At 65.1% G+C, this 17142-nt stretch carries 19 protein-coding genes; 3 read left to right on the forward strand and 16 right to left on the reverse strand.

Annotated features, from left to right (window positions below):
• Positions 1-90: 90 nt before the first annotated feature.
• From typA to ACOYW5_RS15340, 10 genes are all read right to left on the reverse strand, one after another.
• Complete coding sequence (typA, locus tag ACOYW5_RS15295; RefSeq protein WP_423065750.1) at positions 91-1905, reverse strand: translational GTPase TypA; 1815 nt, start codon at positions 1903-1905, stop codon at positions 91-93.
• A gap of 252 nt (positions 1906-2157) precedes the next feature.
• Positions 2158-2547: a VOC family protein gene (locus tag ACOYW5_RS15300; RefSeq protein ID WP_423065751.1), complete on the reverse strand. Its 390-nt coding sequence runs from the start codon at positions 2545-2547 to the stop codon at positions 2158-2160.
• 42 nt (positions 2548-2589) lie between these two features.
• Positions 2590-3177 carry an RNA polymerase sigma factor gene (locus ACOYW5_RS15305; protein ID WP_423065752.1) on the reverse strand — a complete coding sequence of 196 codons (588 nt, stop codon included), beginning with the start codon at positions 3175-3177 and terminating at the stop codon, positions 2590-2592.
• A gap of 43 nt (positions 3178-3220) precedes the next feature.
• On the reverse strand, positions 3221-3706 hold the full coding sequence (locus ACOYW5_RS15310; RefSeq protein ID WP_423065753.1) for a DUF2314 domain-containing protein: 486 nt from the start codon (positions 3704-3706) through the stop codon (positions 3221-3223).
• Positions 3706-5826 carry an EAL domain-containing protein gene (locus ACOYW5_RS15315; protein ID WP_423065754.1) on the reverse strand — a complete coding sequence of 707 codons (2121 nt, stop codon included), beginning with the start codon at positions 5824-5826 and terminating at the stop codon, positions 3706-3708. Before ACOYW5_RS15315 ends, ACOYW5_RS15310 begins: the two co-directional genes overlap by 1 nt.
• Positions 5827-5925: 99 nt before the next feature.
• On the reverse strand, positions 5926-6300 hold the full coding sequence (locus ACOYW5_RS15320; protein WP_423065755.1) for a hypothetical protein: 375 nt from the start codon (positions 6298-6300) through the stop codon (positions 5926-5928).
• The gene (locus ACOYW5_RS15325) at positions 6254-6649 is read right to left on the reverse strand and encodes a hypothetical protein (RefSeq protein WP_423065756.1); all 396 of its coding nucleotides are present in this window, start codon (positions 6647-6649) and stop codon (positions 6254-6256) included. Before ACOYW5_RS15325 ends, ACOYW5_RS15320 begins: the two co-directional genes overlap by 47 nt.
• A complete protein-coding gene (locus ACOYW5_RS15330; protein WP_423065757.1) occupies positions 6646-7116 on the reverse strand; it encodes a hypothetical protein in 471 nt (156 codons plus the stop codon). Before ACOYW5_RS15330 ends, ACOYW5_RS15325 begins: the two co-directional genes overlap by 4 nt.
• Positions 7104-7538, reverse strand: coding sequence for a hypothetical protein (locus ACOYW5_RS15335; RefSeq protein WP_423065758.1), 435 nt, complete (start codon positions 7536-7538; stop codon positions 7104-7106). The genes ACOYW5_RS15330 and ACOYW5_RS15335 overlap by 13 nt, the downstream gene beginning before the upstream one ends.
• A gap of 243 nt (positions 7539-7781) precedes the next feature.
• A complete protein-coding gene (locus tag ACOYW5_RS15340) occupies positions 7782-9008 on the reverse strand; it encodes an argininosuccinate synthase (protein ID WP_423065759.1) in 1227 nt (408 codons plus the stop codon).
• A gap of 131 nt (positions 9009-9139) precedes the next feature.
• Between ACOYW5_RS15340 and ACOYW5_RS15345 the strand changes: the two genes are divergently transcribed.
• Together ACOYW5_RS15345 and ACOYW5_RS15350 are read left to right on the forward strand one after the other, a co-directional pair.
• Positions 9140-9787: a LysE family translocator gene (locus ACOYW5_RS15345; RefSeq protein ID WP_423065760.1), complete on the forward strand. Its 648-nt coding sequence runs from the start codon at positions 9140-9142 to the stop codon at positions 9785-9787.
• A gap of 58 nt (positions 9788-9845) precedes the next feature.
• On the forward strand, positions 9846-10697 hold the full coding sequence (locus ACOYW5_RS15350; RefSeq protein ID WP_423065761.1) for a 23S rRNA (adenine(2030)-N(6))-methyltransferase RlmJ: 852 nt from the start codon (positions 9846-9848) through the stop codon (positions 10695-10697).
• A 3-nt stretch (positions 10698-10700) separates the two neighbouring features.
• On the opposite strand, the gene ACOYW5_RS15355 is transcribed toward ACOYW5_RS15350, so the two are convergent.
• Together ACOYW5_RS15355 and ACOYW5_RS15360 are read right to left on the reverse strand one after the other, a co-directional pair.
• A complete protein-coding gene (locus ACOYW5_RS15355; protein ID WP_423065762.1) occupies positions 10701-10991 on the reverse strand; it encodes a hypothetical protein in 291 nt (96 codons plus the stop codon).
• Positions 10992-11005: 14 nt separating this feature from the next.
• Positions 11006-11425: a GNAT family N-acetyltransferase gene (locus tag ACOYW5_RS15360; RefSeq protein WP_423065763.1), complete on the reverse strand. Its 420-nt coding sequence runs from the start codon at positions 11423-11425 to the stop codon at positions 11006-11008.
• A 110-nt stretch (positions 11426-11535) separates the two neighbouring features.
• On the opposite strand from ACOYW5_RS15360, the gene ACOYW5_RS15365 reads away from it, so the two are divergent.
• Positions 11536-12723 carry an MFS transporter gene (locus tag ACOYW5_RS15365; RefSeq protein WP_423065764.1) on the forward strand — a complete coding sequence of 396 codons (1188 nt, stop codon included), beginning with the start codon at positions 11536-11538 and terminating at the stop codon, positions 12721-12723.
• Here ACOYW5_RS15365 and ACOYW5_RS15370 read toward each other — a convergent pair.
• From ACOYW5_RS15370 to ACOYW5_RS15385, 4 genes are all read right to left on the reverse strand, one after another.
• Entirely contained in the window at positions 12720-14474 is a 1755-nt protein-coding gene (locus ACOYW5_RS15370; RefSeq protein ID WP_423065765.1) for a tetratricopeptide repeat-containing sulfotransferase family protein, read from the reverse strand. The genes ACOYW5_RS15365 and ACOYW5_RS15370 overlap by 4 nt on opposite strands.
• Entirely contained in the window at positions 14471-15697 is a 1227-nt protein-coding gene (gene rlmN / locus ACOYW5_RS15375; protein WP_423065766.1) for a 23S rRNA (adenine(2503)-C(2))-methyltransferase RlmN, read from the reverse strand. Before rlmN ends, ACOYW5_RS15370 begins: the two co-directional genes overlap by 4 nt.
• 170 nt (positions 15698-15867) lie before the next feature.
• Positions 15868-16377: a hypothetical protein gene (locus tag ACOYW5_RS15380; RefSeq protein WP_423065767.1), complete on the reverse strand. Its 510-nt coding sequence runs from the start codon at positions 16375-16377 to the stop codon at positions 15868-15870.
• A gap of 70 nt (positions 16378-16447) precedes the next feature.
• A complete protein-coding gene (locus ACOYW5_RS15385; RefSeq protein ID WP_423065768.1) occupies positions 16448-16963 on the reverse strand; it encodes an invasion associated locus B family protein in 516 nt (171 codons plus the stop codon).
• Positions 16964-17142 lie beyond the last annotated feature (179 nt).

The following is a 17142-nucleotide window of genomic DNA, read 5'->3' on the forward strand; positions in this document are numbered from 1 at the left end:
AAGCCCGGGGATGACGGTGCGGGAGGGAAGCGCGAGGCCCGGAAACGGAAATCCCCGCTTTCGCGGGGATCACCAGAGCCGCGATGTGCCTCAGCTCGCCTTACTGGCGCGCATCATTTTCTTGCGGTCGTTCGGGTCGAGCCAGATCTTGCGCAAGCGGATGCTCTTGGGCGTCACTTCCACATATTCGTCGTCGGCGATGTAGCCGAGCGACTGCTCGAGTGTGAGCTTCTTGGGCGGGGTCAGGCGGACCGCTTCATCCTTGGATGTCGTGCGGATGTTGGTCAGCTGCTTGCCCTTGAGCGCGTTGACTTCGAGGTCGTTCTCACGGGCGTGCTCACCGATGATCATGCCTTCGTAGATGTCGACGCCGCCGTCGATCATGATCGAGCCACGATCTTCGAGGTTCCACAGGGCGTAAGTCACGGCTGTGCCGGTGCCGTTCGAGATCAGCACGCCGGTACGGCGGCCGGGCAGCGCGCCTTTGAACGGCTGGTACTCGTGGAACAGCCGGTTGAAGATGGCGGTGCCGCGGGTGTCCGACAGCAGTTCGGGCTGGTAGCCGATCAGCGAGCGGGTCGGGACATAGAAGCGCAGGCGCTGACGGCCGACGCCGGACGGACGCATGTCGACCAGGTCGCCCTTACGCTCGGTGAGCTTCTGGACGATCACGCCGGTGTGCTCGTCATCGACGTCGATGATGACTTCCTCGATCGGCTCGAGCTTGACGCCGTTCTCCTCGCGGATAACGACCTTCGGGCGGCCGATGGTGAGCTCGAAGCCTTCGCGGCGCATGTTTTCGATCAGAACGGCGAGCTGAAGTTCGCCGCGGCCGGCGACGTCGAAGGAGTCGTTGTCTTCGCCTTCGGTGACACGGATAGCGACGTTACCTTCGGCTTCGCGCATCAGGCGCTCGCGGATGACGCGCGACTGCACCTTGTCGCCTTCGCGGCCGGCGAGCGGACCATCATTGATGCGGAAGGTGACCGACAGGGTCGGCGGGTCGATCGGTTTGGACGGCAGCGGCACGGTCACCGACGGGTTGACCAGCGTATCGGCGACGGTCGAGGTCTCGAGGCCGGCGATCGCCACGATGTCGCCGGCTTCGGCGATATCGATCGGGGTGCGCTCGAGGCCGCGGAAGGCCAAGACCTTGGAGACGCGGCCCTTCTCGACGATCTTGCCGTCACGGCCGAGCGAGTAGATCGGGTCATTGGACTTGACCGTGCCGGAAGTGATGCGTCCGGTCAGGATGCGGCCGAGGAAGGGGTTGCGCTCGATGGTGGTGACGAGCATGCGGAACGGGCCCTCTTCCACCTTGGGCTCAGGCACGTATTCGAGCACCTTGTCGAGCAGCGGAGCGAGCGAGTCCTTCGGGCCTTCCGGCTTTTCGCTCATCCAGCCGAGCTTGGCGGCGCCGTAGAGGACCGGGAAATCGAGCTGCTCGGGGGTCGCGTCGAGGGCGATGAAGAGGTCGAAAATCTCTTCGAGCACTTCGAGGTGGCGCTCGTCGGGACGGTCGATTTTGTTGATCGCAACGATCGGGCGGAGGCCCTGGGCCAGCGCCTTACCGAGCACGAACTTGGTTTGCGGCATCGGGCCTTCGGCGGCATCGACCAGGATCACCACGCCATCGACCATCGACAGGATGCGCTCGACTTCACCACCGAAGTCGGCGTGGCCGGGTGTATCGACGATGTTGATGCGCGTGTCTTTCCAGACCAGCGAGGTGACCTTGGCAAGGATGGTAATGCCGCGCTCGCGCTCGAGGTCGTTGCTGTCCATGGCGCGCTCTTCAACGCGCTGGTTATCGCGGAAGGAGCCGGACTGCTTGAGCAGAACGTCGATCATGGTGGTCTTGCCATGGTCAACGTGGGCAATGATTGCGATATTTCGCAAAGACATGGGGGCGGCCGATCAGATTTCAGGAGATTAGCCGCGCCCCATATCGGACAAGGGTCACATTCTCAAGACAATTCGCCGAATGGGAGGGTTGCGGCGAGGTCACAAAAGGGTTGCGACGAGGTCAAAGGGTGAGGGCGTCCCCCGTTTGCCCAGCGCGATCGCGCCCGGGAAACACCCTCGCAGTCATGACGCTTGGCGCATGCCGAAATCGACAATCACCGGAATCGGTTTGTCGCTAAGGGTCGTCGAAGGCTAGCCCTTCAGCGAGCGCGGCTTTTCGCCCGACTGGTAGAGGCCGAGGCCAAAGCCATCCGGATCCAGAAAGTCGGCGCTCCAGCCGCCCGGCGCCTCGCTGACGGGCGTGACGATGGTGACGCCCTTTTCGACCAGCGCGGCGACCACATCGTCGATACCGCCGTTATCGGAGATATCGAAGATGAGAGCCGGGGTGTTGCCGCGGACGCCCTCCATCTCGAAGAAGACCAATTCGAGGCCGCGATCGAGCTGGCCCTGCAGCCAGAACGGTTCGGCGCCTTCCATGCGCTCGAGGTCGATGCCGAGCGTGTCGCGGTAGAACGCTTCGGTGCGGGCGATGTCGGCGACATAGAAGACGACGCTGGCGCGGTGCGGTTTGGGGATCATGGCTGGGCTCCTTTTGTTTGCCTCGCCTCGCAGTTGCCGTGCTCAGGGCGTTTGTGAGCGACGGATAATAAAAAGATGCCCGTCCGGGTCGTGGCTGCCGAACAGGCCGCCTTCGCGGAGCAGCTCGGGCAGCAGGGCATCGCGGATGCGGCCGTATGCGAGATCGAGGTTTAGACCGACGAACTCCGACGGCATGGTGACGCCGCGCGACTTGAGATGGCGCTTAAGCGCGACGATGCGCTGGCGCAACGCCGTGTCGGGCAGTCTCAGCAGGTAGGCGATCTCGTGCCGGCTGTGGCCGGAGAGCACGAGCGCTGCGGCGGCCTTTAGTGCTGGCGGAAGACCCGCGAGAATGGCAGCGGGCTCGCTGTGCGTGGTTGCCGGTTCAGTACGATGCGACTGCCACTCGGTTTCGCGCCGGCGCTGGCGGGCAGCGCTACGGGCGGTCATGCGGGCCTTGTTTCGCACCACGCCGCCGAGCCATCGGCCATTGGCAGGATCGGTCAGGTCGGCCCTGCCGGCCATCACAGCCGCGAGCATGGCATCCTGCACCACGTCCTCGGCCGCGGCCGGATCACCGCACTCGCGGCGTGCAATGGCGCAGAGCTGGGCATAAAGGTGCGGGCGCATGACGTGAGATTGGCAAGTCCGAGTGGCCGGGGCAACTGCCGACCTAGTCGATGAAGATCTCGCGACGCGCGGGATGGCCGGGTGGAAAGCGTTGCTGCATGGCGCGTAGCGTTTCGCCTCCTACGATCCTGCCGTCACGGCGGAATGCCCAGTCGGAGATCTGCTCGCTGCCGAACGAGATGCGCTGGTTGCGCCGGACGGTCGCAACGTCGAGCGGCTCGTTGCCGACAACAGCGCTGGCGGCCACCTGATCCCCCTCAATCCGGTCGCACCAGAGATGCTCGACAAGGTCGCCGTTGGAGATGGAGATGCGCAGCATGAAATCGGTCTCGCCGGGGCGGGGGTCGGCAAAGTGCTGCCAGAACCTACCTACCGACGCCCTGGCCCGCGCCATCGCGGCCGTCATCTCAGTGTCGTCGCGTGGCAGGGACTGAGCGCGGTAGGCGGCGCGATGTCGCTGCACAACCCGCCAGGCAAGCATGATCGCGAGGATGACCGGTATCGCCAGCAGTACCGGGCTGAAGCTCATTATGACGCCCGCTTCAGCCGCGGGCGTGCCTCCTCGGCCAGCATCTCGGTGACCTTCTGGGCGCTGACCGGGGGGGAGAAGAGGAAGCCCTGGACTTCGTTGCAGCCCTGGTCGCGCACGGCGGCCAGCTGCTCTTCGGTCTCGATGCCCTCGGCGGTGGTCGACATGCCGAGCGAATGGCCCAGGCCGATCACCGCCTTGATGATGGCCAGGCTGTCGCCCTTCGATTTGAGATCGCGCATGAACGAGCGGTCGATCTTGATCTTGTCGAAGGGGAAGCTGCGCAGGTAGCTCAGCGACGAGTAACCCGTGCCGAAATCGTCCATCGAGATGCGGACGCCGAGGGCGCGCAGGCGATGCAGGGTCTTGAGCGTCGGCTCGTTGTCCGAGAGCAGCAGCGACTCGGTGATCTCGAGTTCGAGCCGGGCCGGCGACAGTCCGGTTTCGCGCAGCGCAGCCTCGACCGTTTCGAACAGGCGCTTGTTCTTGAACTGCACGGCCGAGAGATTGACGGCGACGCGGACATCGGAGGGCCAGGTCGCGGCGGTGCGGCAGGCCTCGCGCAGCACCCATTCGCCGATCTGGACGATGAGGCCGGTTTCCTCGGCGACCGGGATGAATTCTGCGGGCGAGATGACGCCACGATCGCTGTCCCAGCGCAGCAGCGCCTCGAAGCAGGCGATGCGGTTCTCCTGCAGCGCCACCAGTGGCTGGTACACCAGCCGGAACTCGCCGCTGGCGAGGGCGAGGCGGAGGCCCGCCTCGATGATGCGACGCTTCTGGATGGCGGCATCCATGCCGGGCTCGAAGAAGTGGTAGGTCGAGCGGCCCTCGTTCTTGGCCCGGTAGAGCGCGAGGTCGGCGTTCTTCATCAGGATTTCGGCGGTGTCGCCGTCCTGTGGCGCCATGGCGATGCCGACCGAGGTGCCGATCACCAGCTGGTGGCCATCGATGGTGAAGGGGTTCGACATCGCCTTGACGATGCGATCGGCGATAGCGGCCGCCTCGCTGGGTGACTGGATGTCGCGCAGCAGCAGGGCGAATTCGTCGCCGCCGAGACGGGCCAACACGTCGTCCTCGCGCGTCGCACCCCAGAGCCGGGCCGAGACCTGCTGCAGCAGCTTGTCGCCGAGCGAATGGCCGAGCGTATCGTTGACGGATTTGAAGTGGTCGAGGTCGATGCAGAGCACCGCGATGCGATCACCGCGCTCGAGGCCGGGTTCGGCGGCCGCCATTTCCTCGAGGAATTGCACGCGGTTGGGGAGCTGGGTGAGCGCGTCGTGGCGCGCCAGGTGCCGGATGCGCTCCTCGTGCTGGCGCTGCTCGGTGATGTCTTCATGCGTGGTGACCCAACCGCCATCCTTCATCGGATGGTGCTGCATCATGATGGTGCGGCCGTTCAGCTCATGGATGTTCTTGCCGTACTCGCCGCGGGCGATCATCGCGCGCCGCCAGGCGATGTATTCCTCGCGGTTGACACCGGCCTGCATGCCTTCGTCGAAGAGGTGGCCGAGGATGTCGTCGAGTTGCGTGCCGGGCCGCAGCAGGCGCTCGGGCAGGTTGTAGATGCGCTGGTAGGGCTGGTTGCAGATGACGAGCCGACCCTTGGGGTCGTACATGCAGAGGCCCTGGCTGATATTGTTCACGGCCGCGTCGAGGCGGATGTTCTGGCGCTCGAGCTCGTGTTTCCGGCGCTGGATGATCTCGCTCGAGGCGATTTCCTCGGTGACATCCTCGTGGGTCACCACCCAGCCGAGGCCGGGGGAGAAGACATGCGCCGTCTCGATCCAGCGGTCGCCCGAAACCAGTTCGCGCACCTTGGCGCGGGCGCCGCCGCGGTTGTTGAGCAGTTCCTGCTTGTAGCCGGTGAGGAATTCTTCGGGCGATTGATCGGGGTGGTTGCCCAGTTCGCCCGACAGCCGGACGATCGCCTCGAGCGTCATGCCCTTGCGGACGCGCTTGCGCGAGAAGCCGTAGATGTCGAGGTAATGCTGGTTGAACATCACCAGCTTGAATTGCGGCGACCAGACGCAGAAGCCATAGGGAACCGACTGCAATGCTGCATCGAGCAGCAGGGCATCGGCGGCCTTGCGTACGGAATCGACTGTCGGCGCCTTCACTTCTGTTCCGGCCTCTCACCCCTAAAACCCCAGCGTGCGACGCTACTGGCGGCGAGTTAAGAACGCTTTAAGTAGAAGGGCTTGGATTGCAGGCGCGCCTTACTCGAGCCCGACCTTCAGCATCTCGATCTCGGCCTTGAGCTTCTGAATCTCGAGTTCGTAGAGGCGGGCGCAGTTAAGGCGGGTCGGGGCCTCGCCGAGCGGGATGATGACGCGGGCATAGGCAACGGCGCTCTGCGGTGCGCCGTAGTCGTCGTCGTTGCCGTAATCGGTATTGGAGTACGCGCTCGACAGATCGCCGCCGGCGATGCCGAGGTCGAGATAGCCGCCGGACGAGTTGATCGACTGGCTGCAGCGCACGCCTTCCGAGGTGGTGATCGAATCCTCGCCGCCGGGACCAACCGGCGGAGGCGGCAGCAGGAGCCCGTCAGCCGCCGCGGCCGGCCATGCGGCCAGTATAGAGACCGCAAACACGCGGCAGGATCGGGCCATCAAGCGCGGCAGGCATGACACAGAGCGCAATTGTCCGCTCCCTCTTGGTTGGGTCTATTTCGAAGGTAACTATGACCGGCCGGGAGAAGCCGGGCGCCATGGTCAGCTTGGCCGGCTTGACGACCACGCCGTCGATCGGCGTCTGGTAATCGGGCATCATGGGGACGAGGACGAATGTCATCCTGTGGTCGTAAGGATTGCCGACCTGCAGGCGGAAGGCCTTCCTGTCCGAGGGGGTGAGTCCCGACTTTTCGAGCGGTGACAGCGACTGGGCAAGGGCCGGTGCGGCAAGGCACAGTGGAAGCAGCAGCGCTGCGGTCCTGATACTCATGGATGGCATGTGACGACTGTCCTCGTTGTGTAGGTGCCCGCAGCGAAGCCGTTCGCGTTGAGGATGCGGCTGTGGACCGTCATCGAGACGGTGACCAGACCGAGCAGTCCGAGCGGAAAACTAGTCGTGGAGCTAGTGTATGGCTGGTCGGCGAGGCCGCCGCCTGCAATCACCCCGGCGGTGTAGCGGACCTGGACTGTTTCGGCGGCGGTGTTGTAGCCGGCAGGCGGCGGGGTGATGCGGCTTGGAGCGCTGACCTGGATTGTGGGGCTTTCGAACAGCGCCAGCAGTGCATTGACGGTCGCCGGGGTGTTGCCGTTGACCTCGGAGCCGAGCACTGTGTTGTCCATCGAGTTGCGCAGCGTACCGGGGGTCTGCAGGACCAGCGTGCAGGCGAAAGCCTGCAAAGGCGCCAGCGCGACCGCAAGAACGAGGGCGCCAGCGCCGAAGGTCCTCATGGCGTGCACGTGACGACGGTGCGGGTGGTGTAGGTGCCCTCCGCGAAGCCGTTCGAGTTGGTGACCCTGTTGTTCACCGTCAGCACAGCGGCGGCGAGGGTGCCGATCGGCACGCTGGTGTCTGAGGCGGTGAAGGCCTGGTTGACGGCGCTCAATCCCGCCGCCCCGGAATAGGAGACGAGCAGGGCCTCTCCGGTTGCATTGTAGCCGGCGGGCGGCGCGACCTGCCAGATGGGCGCATCCACCGCGAGGTTGTTGCTGCCGATCGAGAGAACCGTGACACTGCCCGCAAGGCCATACTCCGAACTCAGCACGTTGCCGGCCGGGTTCAGCCCCAGGGTGCCGTTGGTCGGCAATGACAGGGCGCAGACGGTGGCGACCGTGCCCGTGAAATCGACGTTGCTCTGTGCAGCTGCGGGCGTAACTGCCACTAACAGGCAGAGAGTGGTTAGTGCAAATACACGCATGACTCTACTCCGGGATACGCGATGAACTCGCCCGGAGTGTCAGTATTTCATGGTTAATGAGTGCTAAATATCTGCCGCACTATGCGTTAGTGCGCAAATCAACCAGACGCCGAAGCGCCGACCGGCAAGGAATGCCTACCGGTCGGACACGCAATAACACGCATTCTCATACGTGGCAGCCCGAAGCACTGGGAGTTGGCTTCGCGCTTACTTCCTGCCGAGGTTGATGCGGCGGGCGGCGTAGGTCTTCAAACGCAGGCCGTTGAGCCGGATGAAGCCCTCGGCATCGTGGTGATCATAGGCCACGGCACCTTCCTCGAAGGTCACGAGATCCATGTTGTAGAGCGAGTAGGGCGAGGAGCGCGCGATGACGCTGGCCGAGCCCTTGTAGAGCTTGACCGTGACGTCGCCGGTGACGAATTCCTGGCTCTTGTCGATCAGCGCCTGCAGCATCTCCCGTTCGGGCGAGTACCAGAAGCCGTTGTAGATGAGTTCGGCATATTTCGGCATCAGCTCATCCTTGAGATGGGCTTCGCCGCGGTCGAGGGTGATCGACTCGATGCCGCGATGCGCGACAAGGAGGATGGTGCCGCCGGGGGTCTCGTAGAGGCCGCGCGACTTCATGCCGACGAAGCGGTTCTCGACGAGGTCGAGGCGGCCGACGCCGTGCTTGCCGCCGAGTTCGTTGAGCTTGGTGAGCAGTTCGGCCGGCGAGAGCTTCACGCCATTGACCGAGACGGGATCACCCTTCTCGAAGCCGATGGTGATGATCTCGGGCTCGTTCGGCGCATCCTCGGGATTGACTGTGCGCTGGGCTACATAGTCGGGCGCGGGCACGGCCGGATCTTCCAGCACCATGCCCTCGGACGAGGTGTGGAGGAGGTTCGCGTCGACCGAGAACGGGGCTTCGCCGCGCTTGTCCTTGGCGATGGGGATCTGGTTCTTTTCGGCGTAGTTGAGCAGCGCCGTGCGCGAGCGGAGATCCCATTCGCGCCAGGGGGCGATGACCTTGAGGCCGGGGCTGAGCGCGTTGGCGGTGAGCTCGAAGCGGACCTGGTCGTTGCCCTTGCCGGTAGCGCCGTGGGCGATGGCATCGGCGCCGGTCTCCTCGGCGATCTCGACGAGATGGCGGGCGATCACCGGGCGGGCGATCGAGGTGCCGAGCAGGTACTGGCCTTCGTAGAGGGCGTTGGCGCGGAACATCGGGAAGACGAAATCGCGCACGAATTCCTCGCGGACATCGACGATGCGGATGTCCTTGATGCCGAACATCTCGGCCTTCTTGCGGGCCGGCTCGAGTTCCTCGCCCTGGCCGAGGTCGGCTGTGAAGGTGATGATCTCGGCCTGGTAGTGCTCCTGCAGCCACTTCAGCATGATCGAAGTGTCGAGGCCGCCCGAGTAGCTCAGGACGATTTTCTTGATGTCTTTGCTCATTGCAACGCTTCCGAGAGGGGCGCGAGACGGCGCGCCGGAGGGGCGCCGAAACGCCCTGAAATCGGCGCGCACCCTATTCAAGCGGGCCCCGGCGTGCAATTGCTCGGGCCAAGATTCTTGCCGAGGCCGCCATGCCTGCTTTCGTCCCCGACCTTGCCGTCATCCTCGCCTTCTCGCTGGCCGGGGTGATCCTTGCTATCACGCCTGGACCGGATATGGCGCTGCAGCTGAGCCGCGCCATCAATTACGGCCGGGCGCATGGGCTCGCCTGTGCAGCGGGCGCGATGACCGGCGTGCTGGTGCATACGACGCTCGCGGCGCTCGGCATCTCAGTGCTGATCGTCGCGGCGCCGGCGCTGTTCATGGTGCTGAAGATCGTGGGCGCGGTGTACCTGCTCTGGCTCGCCTGGCAGGCGATCACGGCGGGCGGCGGGTTGCGGATTGCGGCGGCGACGAAGAAGGTGCCGACGCTGAAGCAGAGCTACATGACCGGCGTTGGCATCAACCTGCTCAACCCCAAGGTCGTGCTGTTCTTCGTGACGTTCCTCCCGCAATTCGTCGATGCGCATGACCCGTTCGCGAGCCAGAAGCTGTTCTTCCTCGGCGCCGAGTTCATCATCATCTCGATCCCGCTGGCGGTGCTGACCGTCTACGCGGCCGACTGGATTGCGGCCGCATTCAAGAAGACCAAGTGGGTGGAGAAGGCACTGAACTGGAGCTTTGCCGGTATCTTCACGGCGTTCGCGGCCACCATCCTCACCGCGCAGGCCCGGCATTGATGTTGGTCGCGCTTCCGAACCGGAAAACCGCTTCGCACTTTTCCTGGCAACGCTTCGGATGAACTACTCCCACGCCTTCCATGCCGGCAATTTCGCCGATGTGATGAAGCACATCGTGCTGACGCGGCTGGTCGAGTACCTGAAGAAGAAGGACGCAGCGTTCCGGGTGATCGACACCCATGCCGGGATAGGGCGCTATGACCTAACCGGCGAGATCGCCAAGAGGTCGCCCGAATGGGTGGAGGGGGTGGGGCGGTTGCTGAAGACGCCGCTGCCACAGAAGGCGCAGCCGCTGGTCGAGCCGTATCTCAATGTGATCCGTGAGCTCAATCCTGATGGTGGCGTCGCCACCTATCCGGGCTCGCCGCTCCTCGTCCGAAAACTGCTCCGGCCGCAGGATCGGCTGTCGGCGCTGGAGCTGCACCCTGAGTATGCCAAGCGTCTCGGGACCCTGTTCGAGGGTGACGTGCAGGTGCGGGTGATCAATCTCGACGGGTGGCTGGCGCTCAATGCGCATGTGCCGCCCAAGGAGAAGCGCGGGCTCGTGCTGGTCGATCCGCCGTTCGAGGAGAAGGGAGAGTTCGACCGCATGGTCGATGGGCTGGTGAAGGGCTACGGCAAGTTCGCCACCGGCGTCTACGCGCTCTGGTATCCGCTGAAGGATACGCGTGCCGTGCATGATTTCATCTCGGCGCTGCAGTCGACCGGCATCCCCAAGATGCTGCGCGCCGAGGTCAGCATCCGCCCGGCATCGAACCCGCCACGGCTGCATGGCTCGGGCCTGATCCTCGTCAATCCGCCCTTCACACTCGAAGGCGAGCTTCGCATCCTGTTGCCGGCGCTGGCGCAGCTGCTCGGCGATCCCGGCCAGGGCCGGCACAAGCTCGAATGGATCCGCGGCGAGGTCTAGCGGCTAGTATTCGACGCTGTCGACGAGGGTGAAGCTGGTCAGCTCCGGCGTCCGGATCAGGCCGCGCGCTTCCGCGCCGACCCACATCTGCTTCAGGGCGGCCGCCATGCGCTCGGCATCCTCCGATGTCGCGAACTCGAGATCGATCATGACGTGGTTCAGATCGTCGGTGCGTCGACCGACGCGATGCCGGAGTACGCCCATCTTTTGCCGCCCCAGCGGATCGCTGTCGAAGCCGTTCCGCCGCCAGGCTTCGTAGTCGGGAACCGAATGCTCGATATGCAACAGGTACATCTCGTCCTCCCGGATTAGAGTTCGAACTCGTAGTAGGCCATGTTCTCGCGCTTGCCGCCGAGCTTGCGATAGAGGCCGTTGGCTTCGAGGTTGTCGAGTTCGGTGCCGAGCCAGGCCTCGCGGCAGCCGAGTTCGCGGGCCCAGGTGAACATGGCCTCGACCATGGTGGTGGCGATGCCCTGGCGCAGGTGGGTCGAGGCGGTGCCGACCTCGTCGACATAGAGTTCGGTGACCTTGTCGGGGTGGCGGTGGATCACCGCGGCGCACTGGCCGACGACGCGCTCGTCGTCGAAGGCGAGGATCATCAGGTGGCCCGGCTCGGCGAGGTAGGCCTCGAGCCGGTCGGGGTGGATGGGTTCGTCGAAGACGTCGGGCGCGATCTCGGAGAAGTCGAGGTCGTCGCCAGGCTGCATGCGCTTGAGCGTGATGGTCAAACCCGCCTCCCCGGACGCCGTCGCCGCGGTTGTCGCGTGCAGTGGCGCGGGCTAGTTCTAGTGCCCCTACCTCGCCCGAGCAACTTGGGCCCACTTCCGGGAAGCCAGAATTGTCTTATCGCTCGAGCCTCGCGCTGCTCAAGGTGCCTTACTTCGCGCCGACGCTGCTTGCCATGCTGCTGGCGATCCTCGCCGAAGCGGTGGCGCTGACCTATACGGCGCTGTTGGCGGTCGAAAAGATCGGCATGACGCCCATCGAGCTGACGCTGTTCATGACGCTCTCGTCAATCTCGGGCATCGGCTTTGCGACCCTGTTCGGCCAGATGCACGACCGGCGGCCGGCTCGGTGGCCGTTGCTGCTGTCGCTCCTGGCGAAGGTAGTGGGCTACGGGCTTTGCGCCGTGGTGAGCGAGGCCTGGATGCTGATCGCCATCGGCTTCACGCTGTTCGGGCTCGGCGGCGCCTCGTTCGGGCTGCTGTTCGCCATCGCCAAGGGGCAGCTCGATGTGGTGGGCGGCGAGACGGTGCAGCGCGGCATGGCGAGCATGCGGATGATCTCATCGCTGGCCTGGGCGATCGGCCCGGCGATCGGGGCAGTGCTGGTGGCATTCGGCTCGTTCCGCGGCGTCTATCTCGGTGCGTCGGGGCTGGCGTTGGTGGCGCTCGTGACTGTGCTCGCAACGCGGCTGAGGATCGTGCCGGCCGTGGCGGGGGAGCGCCGGAGGGTCGATCTCGACACGGTGCGCGCAGCGGCGCCGGGGGTGCTGGCGCTTACCGCTTTCCACACGGCGATGTTCATGGCCTCGACGGCGATGTCGATCGTGGTGGTGCAGGATCTCGGCACCGAGACCGATGTCGGGCTGCTGTTCAGCCTCTGTGCGGCGCTGGAAGTGCTGGTGATGGGCCTGTTTGTCATCCGCCCGATGTCGCGGGTGAGCCACGGCCTGCTGATCGTCGGCTTCCTGATCTTTGCCGCCTATTTCGTGCTGCCGCTGCTGGTACCGACGCTTTCGACGCTCTACTGGGGCCAGATCCTCAGGGCCATCGCCATCGGCGTCATCAGCATCGTCGGCATGGCCTATATCCAGGAACTGCTGCCGGGACGCGCCGGTGCGGCCGCGGCGCTGTTCGGCAACACGATGAGTGCGGGCGCCTTGCTGTCGGGACTGAGCACGGGGCTCTGGGCCGGCGCCTTCGGCTTCTGGTCGATCTTCGGGCTGGCCGTGGGGCTCAGCCTGTTCGGGGCGGCGGCGATTGCTGTGGGTCGGCGCGGCCGTACCGCAGAGGCAACCGGCTAAGCCTTGCCGGCGAGGGCGGCATGCAAGGGGGCGAGCAGGTCGCCATAGCGATCGGCGATGCCGATCGAAGACCGGCTGATCGGCGAGCGGACCTGGGCGGCGCTCGCGGTGTGGACCGGGCGCTCGGTGCGGTGGAAATCGAGACAGGCCGGATCGAAGGCGAGCCCGCAATGGTCGAGCAGGCGGCGGGTTTCGCCCTCCTGGTCGGCGACGAGCGCCTCGTACTCAATGTCGTGGATGCGGCCCGGCAGGACGCGGTGCCAGTGGGCCATCAGGCTCTGGTAGAGCCGGTGGTAGTGGCCGATCTCGCCGAGATCGTAGGCGTAGCCGAGGTGCGTCGAGAAATAGTTGCGCCAGATCGAGACGCTGGTATCGGCGGGGTTGCGGACGCAATGGATGATCTTCGCGTTGGGCAGGGCCAGCGCGATGAAGCCGATCAGCATGAAGTTGCCCGGCATCTTGTCGGTGATGCGCCTGGCCTCGGGCGCATAGGCGCGGAGCCGGCGGATATAGTCGGCGCCGAAACGGTTGAGGTCGGCATCGCTGAGGTCGGCGAGCAGCTCGGGATAGTGGATCGGGCGCTTCGTCGTCGCCCCGATGACAAGGTCGCGCAGGAGGACGAGCTCGCCGGCCCCGGTGACATCGGGGTGGCTGGCGAGGATCTGCTCGACCAGCGTGGTGCTCGAGCGCGGCATGCCGAGGACGAAGATCGGGGTGGCATCGGAGACGCCGTGGCCGAAGCGGGCCGCGATCAGTTCGGGCGTGAAGGTGGCTTCGAGCTCGGCGAAGGCAGCTTCGGAATCGGCCTTGGCGTAGCTGTAGCCGGCGCGCCGGAGCCGGTTGGCGGCGTCAAGATAGTGGAAGGCACCGGGGTAGTCGCCGGCGTGCTCAAGCGCCTTGCCTATGGCGAAGCCGAGATGGAGCTTCTGCTCGCTGGTCGTAGCGGGTGCGTCGAAGCGCGCCTGTTTGTCGGCGAGCGTGCCGGCATCGGCTTCGAGGCGACCGATCAGCCGTTCGTAGCTGGAGTTGCCGGGCGCGAGCTGCAGAGCCCGGCGATACTCGGCAACCGCTGCCTCGCGCTTGCCGAAGGCGGCATAGGTGTTGCCGAGATCGGCATGGCCGCGCGCATCGTTGGGTGCGAGCTCGATGGCGCGCTTGTGTGCGGCGACGGCCGGTTCGAGCTGTCCGAGCAGGTCGTAGAGGCGGGCGAGGGTGCGGTGCGCTTCGGGAGATTTGGGCTGGAGCCGAATGGCCTCGTCGGCAGCGGCGATGGCTTCGGCCGGACGCCCGAGCTTTTCGAGCGTAGCCGCCAGCCCGGTATGGGCCTCGACCATGGCCGGGCGCGCCGCGATGGCCTTGCGATAGAGCGGCTCGGCGGAGAGGCTGTCATTGGCTTGCTGGTGCAGCTGGGCCAGGTTGACCAGCGCTTCGACCGCATCCGGCTTCAGGGCCAGAGCCTGTTCGAGGTGCCGACGGGCCTCGGCGCTGCGGCCGGTGCGCATATAGGCCAGCGCGATGTTGGAGTGGCTCGAGACATCGCGCGGCGCGAGGGCCAGCGTGCGGGACAGGAGCTCAATGGCGCGGTTCGCATCACCGCGCTGCAGCGCTACGGCGCCGGCGAGTCCAAGCGCCGCGGGGTCGCGGGGATTGTGCTTGAGGACGGTATCGAGCATGGCCGCGCCGAGAACGGTTTCGCCACGCCGCAGGTGCGCCAGCGCATCGGCAACAGTGGGAAGGGCCTGCCGACTCATGCGGTGAGCGCGTCGCGCTCCTTCTTGGTCAGCCGTTCGGTTTCGCTCTTCAGCTGCCCGCAGGCGGCGAAGATGTCGCGGCCACGCGGGGTGCGAACCGGGCTGGCGTAGCCGGCATTGTTGACGATGTCGGCGAAGCGCTCGATGCGCGAGGACGACGAGCAGTCGTAGTTGGTGCCGGGCCAGGGATTGAACGGGATCAGGTTGATCTTGGCCGGGATGCCGGCGAGCAGGCGCACGAGTTCGCGGGCATCGGCGTCGGAATCGTTGATGTCCTTGAGCATCACGTATTCGAAGGTGATGCGACGGGCGTTCGACAGGCCGGGATAATCGCGGCAGGCCTGGATCAGCTCTTTCAGCGGATATTTCTTGTTGATCGGCACCAGCATGTCGCGCAGTTCGTCGCGCACGGCGTGCAGCGAAATCGCGAGCATGACGCCGATCTCGCGGCCGGTGGGCTCGATGAAGGGCACGACGCCTGAGGTCGAGAGGGTGATGCGTCGCTTCGAGAGCGAGATGCCGGCTTCGTCGGAGGCGATCAGCAGGGCCTGCTTGACGTTGTCGTAATTATAGAGCGGTTCGCCCATGCCCATCATCACCACGTTGGTGATGGCGCGGCTGTCGCCTTCGGAGCCACCCGAACCGCGCGGCGCGGGGACGAGGCCGCCGTCATTGGGGCGGACGCCGCCGGGGAAATCGCCGAGACGTTCGCGCGCCATCAGGATCTGGCCGAGGATCTCGCCGGCAGTGAGGTTGCGGACCAGCTTCTGGGTGCCAGTGTGGCAGAAGGTGCAGGTGAGCGTGCATCCGACCTGGGAAGAGACACAGAGCGTGCCGCGATCTTCCTCGGGGATGTAGACTGTCTCGACTTCGACCGGCGGCAGCAGCGGGTTCTTGGGATCGCGGAAGCGGAACAGCCATTTGCGGGTGCCATCGATCGAGATCTGCTCGGTGACGATTTCGGGGCGATCGAGGAGGAAGGTGTCGGCCAGCTTCTGCCGGAACCCCTTCTGGATGTTGGTCATCCGGTCGAAGTCGGTGACGCCGTTATGGTAGATCCAGTTCCACAGCTGGGAGGCGCGCATCTTGGCTTCGCGCTCGTCGAGGCCGACTCCCATCAGGGTGTCGCGCAGCTCGGGCTTCATCAGGCCGACAAGCGATGCCCGCCCGGATTTCGGACGTTCGGCATGGGCGTGATAATCGAGGTCAAGGGCGATACTCATGGTGCGGGCGGCTCTCTCAGCGTGCGCAATAAGGCGCGGCCCATAACATAGTACCAGAGTTTGCGCAAAGAAGGCTCATGCGAACGTGGCATGCGCTGGCCGCCGAGTTTGCAGTCGCCCCCTCCACCGGCTTCGCCGGTCCCCTCCCCCGCAGGGGAGGATGAGGAAGGTCAGCCGGTGCAGTTCTCGATGGCGCGGCTCGCGGCGGTGGCGCCGGAGAGCGAGAAGGTCTCGGTGATGCGGATGCCCTTATCAGAGGTGCCTTCGACGATCACGGTCGAGCCGGCACGCAGCGCCCCGGCGAGATTCTCGTTCTGGCCCGGATCGAGCAGCCAGGCGGCGTCCCTGTCGGTGAAGAGCTGGAAGACTTCGCCGCTGATGGTCGCCGTCGCGGCGGTGTCGGGCGCGAAGGTGAAGCCGGCGACGAGGTTGAGCTCGTTGCGCACGCTCTCGGAGGGGCGATTGGTCAGGTAGAGCCAGGCCTCGGTGAAATCGTCGGGGCTGGGGCTAACTTCGGTAGGTTTCGAAAGTGCGAAGCAGACCGGTCCGGTCGATTCGGTCGCCGAGTACGCGGTCCAGTCGCGAAATTCACCGAGCAGCTTCACCGATTGCGCGAACGCCTGCCCCGCAAGGAGGGGCAGGGCAAGTGCAACGGCAGCGGCGATGGCGCGGAGAGTCATAAGCAGGTGTTCCGGTTCGGCGGTTGGTAGCAGGCCGGCCGGCTGCCGTCCAATCACCGTGCAGGCGAAATCAGGCACAGGCTTTGGCGATTTCGCCGAGAGCCGCGGTGACGCCCGAAAGGTCGTAATTGTCGGTCATCTTGTTGCCCTTGGCCGAGGTGCCGGTGACGACAAGCTTGGATCCCGCCTTCATCGCCTCGACGAAGGTCGACTCGTCCGCTTCGACGGCCAGCCAGGCGGCTTCGCCCTCGGTGACCATCGGGAAGGTCTTGCCGTCGATGGTGGCCGAAACATTGGCGGCGGCGGCGTTGAACGGGTAACCGACCTGGGTCTGGACCTCGTTCTTGGTGCCGAGGCCCTTCCTGTTGATGATCAGGAAATGGATCGGGCTGCGCCGCACGGGGGCGCCGCCGACTTCCTTGGGGCTCCAATCGGCAGGGGTCGCCGAGATGTAGCACATGGCGCCGCTCGCATCGGCGCCGGTCCATGCCGTCCAGGATTTGAACGTGCCCAACTGCTTGATTTCTTGAGCCGCGACCGGCGCCGCCAGAGCAGCGCACAAAGTAGCGGCAACCAGTCCAGCCATAGCCAAACGCGGTGATGTCATCGCCCGAACATCCTTGTCCGAAAAGTCACGCAACCAGCACTCTGGCATCCTGCCACGGTATGGTTACCAAGGTCTCAAACCAGTCGCGTAGATTGAGTTAAGTCGCGACCATAGCGGCAATCTTGTCGGCAATTTGACGCGCAAATCCGCCGGTTTTC

This window comes from Devosia sp. CN2-171, assembly GCF_049354815.1.
GTDB lineage: Bacteria > Pseudomonadota > Alphaproteobacteria > Rhizobiales > Devosiaceae > Devosia_A.

Bases quoted from the DNA above. Each gene is read 5' to 3' on its own strand.
- ACOYW5_RS15310 (WP_423065753.1), bottom strand. From the start codon at position 3,706: ATGAGCTTCAGCCCGGTACTGCTGGCGATACCGGTCATCCTCGCGATC.
- rlmN (WP_423065766.1), bottom strand. From the start codon at position 15,697: ATGAGTATCGCCCTTGACCTCGATTATCACGCCCATGCCGAACGTCCG.
- ACOYW5_RS15345 (WP_423065760.1), top strand. From the start codon at position 9,140: ATGCCTGCTTTCGTCCCCGACCTTGCCGTCATCCTCGCCTTCTCGCTG.
- ACOYW5_RS15385 (WP_423065768.1), bottom strand. From the start codon at position 16,963: ATGGCTGGACTGGTTGCCGCTACTTTGTGCGCTGCTCTGGCGGCGCCG.
- typA (WP_423065750.1), bottom strand. From the start codon at position 1,905: ATGTCTTTGCGAAATATCGCAATCATTGCCCACGTTGACCATGGCAAG.
- ACOYW5_RS15355 (WP_423065762.1), bottom strand. From the start codon at position 10,991: ATGTACCTGTTGCATATCGAGCATTCGGTTCCCGACTACGAAGCCTGG.
- ACOYW5_RS15300 (WP_423065751.1), bottom strand. From the start codon at position 2,547: ATGATCCCCAAACCGCACCGCGCCAGCGTCGTCTTCTATGTCGCCGAC.
- ACOYW5_RS15370 (WP_423065765.1), bottom strand. From the start codon at position 14,474: ATGAGTCGGCAGGCCCTTCCCACTGTTGCCGATGCGCTGGCGCACCTG.
- ACOYW5_RS15325 (WP_423065756.1), bottom strand. From the start codon at position 6,649: ATGAGTATCAGGACCGCAGCGCTGCTGCTTCCACTGTGCCTTGCCGCA.
- ACOYW5_RS15350 (WP_423065761.1), top strand. From the start codon at position 9,846: ATGAACTACTCCCACGCCTTCCATGCCGGCAATTTCGCCGATGTGATG.
- ACOYW5_RS15305 (WP_423065752.1), bottom strand. From the start codon at position 3,177: ATGCGCCCGCACCTTTATGCCCAGCTCTGCGCCATTGCACGCCGCGAG.
- ACOYW5_RS15380 (WP_423065767.1), bottom strand. From the start codon at position 16,377: ATGACTCTCCGCGCCATCGCCGCTGCCGTTGCACTTGCCCTGCCCCTC.
- ACOYW5_RS15340 (WP_423065759.1), bottom strand. From the start codon at position 9,008: ATGAGCAAAGACATCAAGAAAATCGTCCTGAGCTACTCGGGCGGCCTC.